Origin of the sequence: Bradyrhizobium ivorense (assembly GCF_900696085.1) — a bacterium.
In the GTDB taxonomy this organism is placed as follows: domain Bacteria; phylum Pseudomonadota; class Alphaproteobacteria; order Rhizobiales; family Xanthobacteraceae; genus Bradyrhizobium; species Bradyrhizobium ivorense.
Genome location: NZ_CAADFC020000031.1, coordinates 74138 through 83091 on the forward strand (window position 1 = coordinate 74138; position 8954 = coordinate 83091).

Here is an 8954-nt window from a genome sequence, read left to right on the forward strand (position 1 = left end):
GCTGCCCTTAACCAGACGCCAACAAGAACGGCTCTAGGTTGCGCTCGGTGTCCCCTCGACTCGGATGTTATCGATATCAACTATGACGGCACAACGGCAGGAAAACTATGGTTGGTGCCGTCGAATGGCCTTTTTCGGCCTGTTGGCGGGCATTTTGGCGGCCAGCTGCCCCGACCCCGCCGCCCGGGCCGCCACCACCGAGCGTGTGGTGACGAACCGCTATTCGGGGTTAGCGATCGAGGGATTCGATCCCGTCGCCTATTTCACCGATGCCGCGGCGAGCCAGGGACGGCCTGAACTCGAGGCCGCCGAAGCCGGCGTGGTCTGGCGCTTCCGCAACGAAGGCAATCGCGCCTCGTTCGTGGCGCATCCCGAAATCTATGGTCCGCAGTTCGGCGGCTACGATCCGACCGACCTGGTGCGCGGCGTCACCTGCGCCGGCAATCCGCGGTTCTGGGTGATATCAGGGAACAGGCTCTATCTGTTCAATCGGGAGAACAGCCGCGACGCCTTTGCGGCCGATCCGGCGCGCTTCCTGAAAGAGGCCGCCGCGCGCTGGCCGGAGCTGGAAGAAAATCTCGCGCAGTGATCAGGCCACCGCGGCCGGGTCGCCCCAGGCGATGAATTCCGGCACCAGAAAATCCTCGCGGCCAAGTCCGAAATGCAGCGGACCGCCGTTGGCGTCGGTCACCTTGCCGCCGGCCGCGACGACGACCGCGGCACCGGCCGCAACGTCCCATTCGGATGTCGGCGAGAGGCGGGGATAGATATCGACCGCGCCCTCGGCGACGCGGCCGAATTTGACCGCGGATCCCAGCACGGCGCGGACCGCGTTGCTGCGCGCGTCGATAAAGCCTTCGGTGCGCGCATCGCCATGCGAACGGCTGACCGCCACCGTCCATGGCTGGCCGCGCGGCGGACAGGGACGGGTCCTGATCGGCACGCTTTGCGTCACCACGCCGTCCCGCAGCGTCAGCCGCTCGGCGCCCTTGCCGACGATGCCGCGCCAGATCAGTCCGAGCGCCGGCGCCCCGACGATGCCGAGCAGCGGCGCGCCGTGGGTGACCAGGGCCAGATTGACCGTGAACTCGTCGCGGCCGGCGACGAACTCCTTGGTGCCGTCGAGCGGATCGATCAGGAAAAAACTGTCCTTGTAGGGCGGCTTCGCGAGATGAACGCGCTCCTCCGACAGCAGCGATATCCGCGGCGCCAGCCGGCCCAGCCCCTCCACGATGATGCGGTCGGCGGCGAGATCGGCCTCGGTGACCGGCGAACCGTCGCTCTTGCCGGCAACGTTCATCGTGGAACGGTTGACGGCGAGAATCGCCTGGCCGGCCCGGATCACCAGCTCGGTCAGTGATTCCTGCAGCGCCGCCGCGCTGTCGCAGCCGATCGCCGGCTGCTGGACCTCTTTCATGGCAGTCTCATATCCTGTTCGTCTCTCCCTGACATCTATGATACGATGACAATCGCATCATAGATGTCATCCCGTTGTTTGAGCATGATCTTTCCGGAAAGCTGGTTTCCACTTTGCGCTAACGCGGCCGTTCCCGGTCTGGATCATGCTTTAGCAGCCTCGCCGCAAGCTGGCAGCATCTGTCTGCGCGGTGTATCAAGCCGACAGGCATGCGTGATTCGCACTCCTCCCGCGGCGTGCGGCTTTCCAGGAACAATGAATGTCTGTCACTTCTCCCGGTCCCGCTCCCGATGCACTCGAACTCGCGGCGCTGTTGTGCTCCCGGGTCTGCCACGATCTCATCAGTCCGGTCGGCGCGATCGTCAACGGGCTCGAGGTCCTTGACGATAATCCGAAGCCGGAAGATCGCGAATTCGCGCTCGACCTGATCCGCAAGAGCGCGAAGACCGCCTCGGCGCGGCTGCAGTTCTGCCGGCTGGCGTTCGGCGCGGCCGGTTCCTCCGGCGCGCAGATCGACCTCGGCGACGCCCAGACCATGGCGAAGGGCCACATCGAGGACGGCAAGGTCACGCTGACCTGGAATTTGCCGCGGCTGCTGCTGCCGAAAAATCGCGTGAAGCTGCTGCTGAACATGCTGGTGATCGCGCAGCAGACCATCCCGCGCGGCGGCGCACTCACCGTCGATCCGGTCGGCGACGGCGAGACGATGAGCTTCCGCATCACCTCCGCCGGTCTCAATGCCCGCGTGCCGCAGAACATCGTCGACCTGCTCAATGCGACGTCGTCGAACACCGTCGATGCGCATGCGGTGCAGCCGCATTACACGCGGCTTCTGGCGGAAGCCTGCGGGCTGAAGGTGACGCTGACGCTCGACGGCGACAAGGTGATCGTCGCTGCGGCATAAGGCGCATCGGCGGGCACTTTGTTAATCAGGGGTTACTAGAGACCGCGCGATTGAATCTCGCGGTCTTATCTCTTTGTTGATCCCGTTCTTTTCCATTTGCTCAACCAAACTTAAACGCTTTGCGGCGAAGCTGGCCCGGTTCCGTCGGGCGCGTCGATGTCGCGCGCCGCTGCGTATTTGAAGGTTGGTTTCATGGACGATCTGTTGCGCGAGTTCCTGACGGAGAGCAGCGAGAGCCTGGACACGGTCGACAACCAGCTGGTGCAGTTCGAGCAGGATCCGAACAACGCCAAGATCCTCGATAACATCTTCCGCCTGGTGCACACCATCAAGGGCACCTGCGGCTTCCTCGGGCTGCCGCGGCTCGAGGCGCTGGCGCATGCCGGCGAGACCCTGATGGGCAAATTCCGCGACGGCATGCCGGTCAGGGCGGAAGCGGTGACGCTGATCCTGTCCTCGATCGACCGCATCAAGGAGATTCTGGCGGGACTGGAGGCCACCGAGGCCGAGCCCGAGGGCAATGACCGCGACCTGATCGATCAGCTGGAAGCGATGGTTGAGCGCGGCATGGCCGCGATGTCCTCGGCCGCTGAAGAAGCTGCCGTGCCTGTCGTCGAAGCGCCGTCGGTGCAGCCGGATGTCACCGAGGGCACGCTGGTGGTGCAGACGCTGGAGCGTCCACTGCGTCCGGGTGAGGTCTCGCTCGACGAGCTCGAGCGCGCCTTCCGCGAGACCGAGACCGAGGTGGCCGCGCCGCCGCCCGTTGCCAAGCCCGCAGCCGTCGAGCCCGAGGCCGCCAAGAAGCCGGCCCGCAAGGCCGCCGCCGAGAGCGACGTGCAGGAAGGCGACAAGATCGCCAACCAGTCGATCCGGGTCAATGTCGACACCCTCGAGCATTTGATGACCATGGTCTCCGAGCTGGTCTTGACCCGCAACCAGCTGCTTGAGATCTCAAGGCGCAACGAGGACACCGAGTTCAAGGTGCCGCTGCAGCGGCTGTCGAACGTCACCGCCGAGCTGCAGGAGGGCGTCATGAAGACGCGCATGCAGCCGATCGGCAATGCCTGGCAGAAGCTGCCGCGCATCGTCCGCGACCTCAGTGGCGAACTCGGCAAGCAGATCGAGCTCGAGATGCACGGCGCCGACACCGAGCTCGACCGTCAGGTGCTCGACCTGATCAAGGATCCGTTGACGCACATGGTGCGCAACTCCGCCGATCATGGCCTGGAGACCACGGCGGAGCGCGTTGCCGCCGGCAAGCCCGAGCAGGGCACCATTCGCCTTTCCGCCTATCACGAGGGCGGCCACATCATCATCTGCATCGCCGACAATGGCCGCGGCCTCAACACCGAGCGGATCAAGGCCAAGGCGCTCCAGAACGGTCTCGTCACCGAGACCGAGCTGGAGAAGATGACCGAAGCCCAGATCCACAAGTTCATCTTCGCGCCGGGCTTCTCGACCGCGGCGCAGATCACCTCGGTGTCCGGCCGTGGCGTCGGCATGGACGTGGTGCGCACCAATATCGACCAGATCGGCGGCACCATCGACATCAAGAGCGTGGCCGGCGAGGGCGCCTCCGTCACCATCAAGATCCCGCTGACGCTGGCGATCGTCTCCGCCCTGATCGTGGAAGCCGGCGGCGACCGCTTTGCGATTCCCCAATTGTCCGTGGTCGAGCTGGTGCGCGCCCGCGCCAACTCCGAGCACCGCATCGAGCGGATCAAGGACACGGCGGTCTTGCGGCTGCGCAACAAGCTCTTGCCGCTGATCCATCTCAAGAAGCTCTTGAAGATCGACGGCGGCGCGACCACCACAGATGCCGAGAACGGCTTCATCGTGGTCACACAAGTGGGCAGCCAGACCTTTGGCATCGTGGTCGACGGCGTGTTCCACACCGAAGAGATCGTGGTCAAGCCGATGTCGACGAAGCTGCGCCACATCGACATGTTCTCCGGCAACACGATTTTGGGCGATGGCGCGGTCATCATGATCATCGACCCCAACGGCATCGTCAAAGCGCTCGGTGCCTCCAGCGCCGCGGCGCATGACCTCGCCGAGGATCACAGCGCGGCGCACGCCAACTCCGGCGAGCAGCTGACCTCGCTGCTGGTGTTCCGCGCCGGCAATAGTCAGCCCAAGGCGGTGCCGCTCAGCCTGGTCACCCGCCTTGAGGAGATCGCCACCGACAAGATCGAGCTCAGCAACGGCCGCTACATGGTGCAGTACCGCGAGCAGCTGATGCCGCTGGTGCAGATGGCCGGCGTCCAGGTGCAGACCCAGGGCACCCAGCCGATCCTGGTGTTCGCCGACGACGGCCGCTCGATGGGGCTCGTGGTCGACGAGATCATCGACATCGTCGAGGAGCGGCTCAACATCGAGGTCGCCGGCAGCCAGGACGGCATTCTGGGCTCGGCGGTGATCAAGGGCCAGGCCACCGAGGTGATCGACGTCGGCCACTTCCTTCCCATGGCGTTCGCCGACTGGTTCTCGCGCAAGGAGATGCGGCCCTCGGCGAGCGCGCAGTCGGTGCTGCTGGTCGACGACTCGGCCTTCTTCCGCAACATGCTGGCGCCGGTCTTGAAGGCCGCGGGCTACCGGGTGCGGACCGCGCCGAGCGCGCAGGAGGGTCTCGCCGCGCTGCGCTCGGGCCAGAGTTTTGACGTGGTGCTGACCGACATCGAGATGCCCGAGATGAACGGCTTCGAGTTCGCCGAGAGCATCCGCTCGGACCACAATCTCGATGCGATGCCGATCATCGCGCTGTCGGCGATGGTGTCGCCGGCGGCGATCGAGCGCGGCCGGCAGGCCGGCTTCCACGACTATGTCGCCAAGTTCGACCGTCCCGGGCTGATCGCGGCGCTGAAGGAGCAAACCGCCGAAATGCGGCGCGCGGCCTGAGCATGATCCGGAAAAGTGTGAAGCGGTTTTCCGATCAGATCATGCTCAAACAAGAGACTTGAGGGAAACAATATCGATGACCAGCAAGACGGAAGCGAGCGAAGGCGCGATGGCCGAATACGTCACCGCCGTGATCGGCGGGCAGCTGTTCGGCCTGCCGATCTCGCGGGTGCAGGACGTGTTCATGCCGGAGCGGCTGACGCGGGTGCCGCTGGCCTCCAGCGAGATCGCCGGCGTGCTCAATCTGCGCGGCCGCATCGTCACCGTGATCGACATGCGCGCCCGGCTCGGGCTGCCGAAGGCCGAGGACGGCCAGCCGCCGATGGCGGTCGGCGTCGACCAGCGCGGCGAGTCCTATGGGCTGCTGATCGATCAGATCGGCGAGGTCTTGCGGCTGCCCGATGCCGGCCGCGAGGACAACCCGGTCAATCTCGATCCGCGCATGGCCAAGCTCGCCGGCGGCGTCCACCGCCTCGACGGCCAGCTCATGGTCGTGCTCGACGTCGATCGCGTGCTCGAACTGGTGCCCGACGCCAAGGCGGCGTGAGCCGGGCGAAGAACTGAAGAACTAGCCATCCCCTCGGGGATGAGGAAGCAGAGGTCGCAGATGAGAACCTGTCTTGTTGTCGATGACTCAAGCGTCATTCGCAAGGTTGCCCGCCGCATCCTGGAAGGTCTCGATTTCCAGATCACGGAGGCCGAGGACGGTGCCAAGGCGCTCGAAGCCTGCAAGCGCGGCATGCCCGATGCCGTGCTGCTCGACTGGAACATGCCGGTCATGGACGGCTACGAGTTTCTCGGCAATCTCCGCCGCATGCCCGGCGGCGATCAGCCCAAGGTGGTGTTCTGCACCACCGAGAACGACGTCGCGCATATTGCGCGCGCGCTGCATGCCGGCGCCAACGAGTACATCATGAAGCCGTTCGACCGGGACATCGTCACCGCGAAGTTCCAGGAAGTCGGTCTGATTTAGATCACCGTTTGATCCGGCGGCAGAAGCCTTCGGCTCAACGGTTGTTGTGCGTAGTGTTGCGTCGCTGGTGAAGTCATGAGTGTTGCGTTGACAAGTGCTGCGTCCCCGACGTCGACCCATACCGACAAAGTGCGGGTGATGGTGGTTGACGACTCCGTCGTCATCCGCGGCATGATCTCGCGCTGGATCGGCGCCGAGCCCGACATGGAGGTCGTGGCTTCGCTGCGCACCGGCCTGGATGCCGTCAACCAGCTCGAGCGGATCAATCCCGACGTCGCGGTGCTCGATATCGAGATGCCCGACCTCGACGGCATCTCGGCGCTGCCGCAGCTGCTCGCCAAGAAGCGCGACCTCGTCATCATCATGGCCTCCACGCTGACCCGCCGCAACGCGGAGATCAGCATCAAGGCGCTGTCGCTCGGCGCGTCCGATTACATTCCGAAGCCGGAGAGCACCCGCGAGGCGACTGCCGCCGAAACCTTCCGCCACGACCTGATCCAGAAGATCCGCCATCTCGGCCCGCGGGCGCGGCGCAGCCGGCCGCACACCGCGAGCCCGCCGCTCGCCCCGAGCCATGACCGGCCGCGTGCCGTCGTTACGGGCGCGGCGCCGGCAACGCCTGCGGCGCCAGTGCAACTGGCGCGCCGGCCGTTCGGCCTGCTGCCGCCAAAGGTGCTGCTGGTCGGTTCCTCGACCGGCGGTCCGCAAGCGCTGATGGCGCTGGTCGCCGAAATCGGATCGGTGATCGATCGCTTCCCGGTGCTGATCACCCAGCACATGCCGCCGACCTTCACCACCATTCTTGCCGAGCATCTGGCGCGCACCAGCAAGCGGCCGGCGCATGAGGCTGTTGACGGCGAGACCATCAAGGCTGGCCAGATCTATCTCGCGCCGGGTGGTCGCCACATGCGCATCGCCCGCCACGGCATCGACGCCGTGATCGCGCTCGACGACGGGCCGCCGATCAACTTCTGCAAGCCCGCGGTCGATCCGATGTTCACCTCCGCGATCGACGTCTGGCAGGGCAGCATCATGTCGGTGATCCTGACCGGCATGGGCTCCGACGGCATGCGTGGCGGCAAGGACATCGTCGCCGCCGGCGGCAGCGTGATCGCGCAGGACGAGGCGACCAGCGTGGTGTGGGGCATGCCTGGTGCCGCGGCCAACGCCGGCATCTGCGCCGCCGTGCTGCCGCTCAACCAGATCGCACCGAAGCTTGTACGCGTGTTTTCGGGAGACCGTTCGTGACGCCGCTGGACTATGAGTATCTGCGTAAGCTGCTGAAAGAGCGTTCCGGCCTCGATCTCTCGGCCGACAAGCAATATTTGGTTGAGAGCCGCCTGGTGCCGCTGGCGCGCCGGTCGAACCTCGCCGGCATTCCCGAACTGGTGCAGAAGATGAAGGGCGGCGCCGAACCGCTGACGTCGGAGGTGGTCGAGGCGATGACCACCAACGAGACCTTCTTCTTCCGCGACAAGATTCCGTTCGACCACCTCAAGGAGTTGCTGCCGGGCCTCGCCCAGGCGCGTGCCGCGCGCCGCAGCCTGCGGATCTGGTGCGCGGCCTCGTCGACCGGGCAGGAGCCCTATTCGATCGCGATGCTGCTGAAGGAGATGACCGCGCTGTTCACCGGATGGCGCATCGAGATCGTCGCCACCGACCTGTCACAGGCGGTGCTGGAGAAGTCCAGGGCCGGCCTGTTCAGCCAGTTCGAGGTGCAGCGCGGCCTGCCGATCCAGATGCTGGTGAAGTATTTTGTGCAGAAGGGCGAGCTCTGGCAGCTCAATGCTGACATCCGCGGCATGGTGCAGCACCGCCAGCTCAATCTGCTGCAGGACCTCTCGCATCTCGGCACCTTCGACGTGATCTTCTGCCGCAACGTGCTGATCTATTTCGACCAGGACACCAAGGCCGGCATCTTCGCCAAGATCGCGCGCATGCTCGAACCCGACGGCGTGCTGGCGCTGGGCGCGGCGGAGTCGGTGGTGGGCATCACCAACGTGTTCAGGCCTTATCCGGACCGGCGCGGCCTCTATCAGCCGAGCAGCGCCGTCGCCCGCGCCGGCGCCGCGCCGCACGTGCTGAAGGCGGTGGCCTCGGCCGCGCGGTGAGTCACTCGAGTTCTCTCCACGTCATTGCGAGCGAAGCGAAGCAATCCATCTCACCGCATATGCGGAGCGATGGATTGCTTCGTCGCTTCGCGCCTCGCAATGACGGAGGATAGAATAGCGTACGACCTCTCCCCGTCACCCTGAGAGCTTGTGACCCTAACAGGGGTGACCGCGCCATTTGGCCCAGTAGAGCGATGGCGATCAGGGCGCAACCCTCAAGGTCGCTGGTGTTTGGTTATGCTGCTTGGGCCAGGAGCCTGTGTCCGGCGAGGACGTTGTTGGCGAGGGCGAACCAGCGCAGCACGGTGAGCACTTTTTCGCGACCCCGAACCGTGAACTGGCGCAGGCCCCAGTTGCGGAAGCGGGCGTTGATGCATTCGCCCGGCGCCCGGCGTTTGTAGACGCTCTTGCCGTGCAGGCTTTTCATCCGTCTGCGCCAGGCGGCCATGCCGGGGCCGTCCTCGGGGCGTGGTGCATAGGGATCGCTCCCATGCTTGCTGTTGGCCGGCGGGCCATAGACCTTGATCCCCTGGCTAGCAGCCCATTCGATGTCTTCGTGCTTGTTGAACCCGCCGTCGACAAGGTAACGCTTCGCGTGACCATAAAGGCCCGCAAGCCGTTCCTGCATTGGCCGCATCAGGCCGCGGTCCG

8 protein-coding genes and 1 pseudogene are annotated in these 8954 nt (G+C 65.3%); 7 read left to right on the forward strand and 2 right to left on the reverse strand.

Going from position 1 to position 8954, the window contains the following annotated elements; translation table 11 throughout:
• Positions 1 to 124 precede the first annotated feature (124 nt).
• Entirely contained in the window at positions 125 to 589 is a 465-nt protein-coding gene (locus tag CI41S_RS37375) for a YHS domain-containing (seleno)protein (RefSeq protein ID WP_139864042.1), read from the forward strand.
• Here the strand turns inward: CI41S_RS37375 and cysQ are convergent, their stop codons facing one another.
• Positions 590 to 1417 carry a 3'(2'),5'-bisphosphate nucleotidase CysQ gene (gene cysQ / locus CI41S_RS37380; RefSeq protein ID WP_139864043.1) on the reverse strand — a complete coding sequence of 276 codons (828 nt, stop codon included), beginning with the start codon at positions 1415 to 1417 and terminating at the stop codon, positions 590 to 592.
• Between the two features lie 259 nt (positions 1418 to 1676).
• Here cysQ and chpT point away from each other — a divergent pair, with 259 nt between their 5' ends.
• The 6 genes from chpT (at position 1677) to CI41S_RS37410 (ending at position 8303) form a co-directional block, all read left to right on the forward strand.
• Positions 1677 to 2321 carry a histidine phosphotransferase ChpT gene (chpT, locus tag CI41S_RS37385; RefSeq protein WP_139864044.1) on the forward strand — a complete coding sequence of 215 codons (645 nt, stop codon included), beginning with the start codon at positions 1677 to 1679 and terminating at the stop codon, positions 2319 to 2321.
• A 192-nt stretch (positions 2322 to 2513) separates the two neighbouring features.
• Positions 2514 to 5219, forward strand: a complete 2706-nt coding sequence (locus tag CI41S_RS37390; RefSeq protein ID WP_139864045.1) for a hybrid sensor histidine kinase/response regulator — start codon at positions 2514 to 2516, stop codon at positions 5217 to 5219.
• A 76-nt stretch (positions 5220 to 5295) separates the two neighbouring features.
• Entirely contained in the window at positions 5296 to 5766 is a 471-nt protein-coding gene (locus tag CI41S_RS37395; protein WP_139864046.1) for a chemotaxis protein CheW, read from the forward strand.
• A 60-nt stretch (positions 5767 to 5826) separates the two neighbouring features.
• A complete protein-coding gene (locus CI41S_RS37400) occupies positions 5827 to 6192 on the forward strand; it encodes a response regulator (RefSeq protein ID WP_139485826.1) in 366 nt (121 codons plus the stop codon).
• A 75-nt stretch (positions 6193 to 6267) separates the two neighbouring features.
• The gene (locus tag CI41S_RS37405; RefSeq protein ID WP_139864047.1) at positions 6268 to 7440 is read left to right on the forward strand and encodes a protein-glutamate methylesterase/protein-glutamine glutaminase; all 1173 of its coding nucleotides are present in this window, start codon (positions 6268 to 6270) and stop codon (positions 7438 to 7440) included.
• A complete protein-coding gene (locus tag CI41S_RS37410) occupies positions 7437 to 8303 on the forward strand; it encodes a CheR family methyltransferase (protein WP_139864048.1) in 867 nt (288 codons plus the stop codon). The genes CI41S_RS37405 and CI41S_RS37410 overlap by 4 nt, the downstream gene beginning before the upstream one ends.
• A 235-nt stretch (positions 8304 to 8538) precedes the next feature.
• On the opposite strand, the pseudogene CI41S_RS37415 reads toward CI41S_RS37410, so the two are convergent.
• A pseudogene (locus tag CI41S_RS37415) lies at positions 8539 to 8954 on the reverse strand (IS5/IS1182 family transposase); the annotation flags it as partial.

What these genes read in the sequence shown, in the direction of transcription:
- CI41S_RS37405 (WP_139864047.1), top strand. Translation starts at nt 6,268, where the DNA reads ATGAGTGTTGCGTTGACAAGTGCTGCGTCCCCGACGTCGACCCATACC.
- chpT (WP_139864044.1), top strand. Translation starts at nt 1,677, where the DNA reads ATGTCTGTCACTTCTCCCGGTCCCGCTCCCGATGCACTCGAACTCGCG.
- CI41S_RS37400 (WP_139485826.1), top strand. Translation starts at nt 5,827, where the DNA reads ATGAGAACCTGTCTTGTTGTCGATGACTCAAGCGTCATTCGCAAGGTT.
- CI41S_RS37375 (WP_139864042.1), top strand. Translation starts at nt 125, where the DNA reads ATGGCCTTTTTCGGCCTGTTGGCGGGCATTTTGGCGGCCAGCTGCCCC.
- cysQ (WP_139864043.1), bottom strand. Translation starts at nt 1,417, where the DNA reads ATGAAAGAGGTCCAGCAGCCGGCGATCGGCTGCGACAGCGCGGCGGCG.
- CI41S_RS37390 (WP_139864045.1), top strand. Translation starts at nt 2,514, where the DNA reads ATGGACGATCTGTTGCGCGAGTTCCTGACGGAGAGCAGCGAGAGCCTG.
- CI41S_RS37395 (WP_139864046.1), top strand. Translation starts at nt 5,296, where the DNA reads ATGACCAGCAAGACGGAAGCGAGCGAAGGCGCGATGGCCGAATACGTC.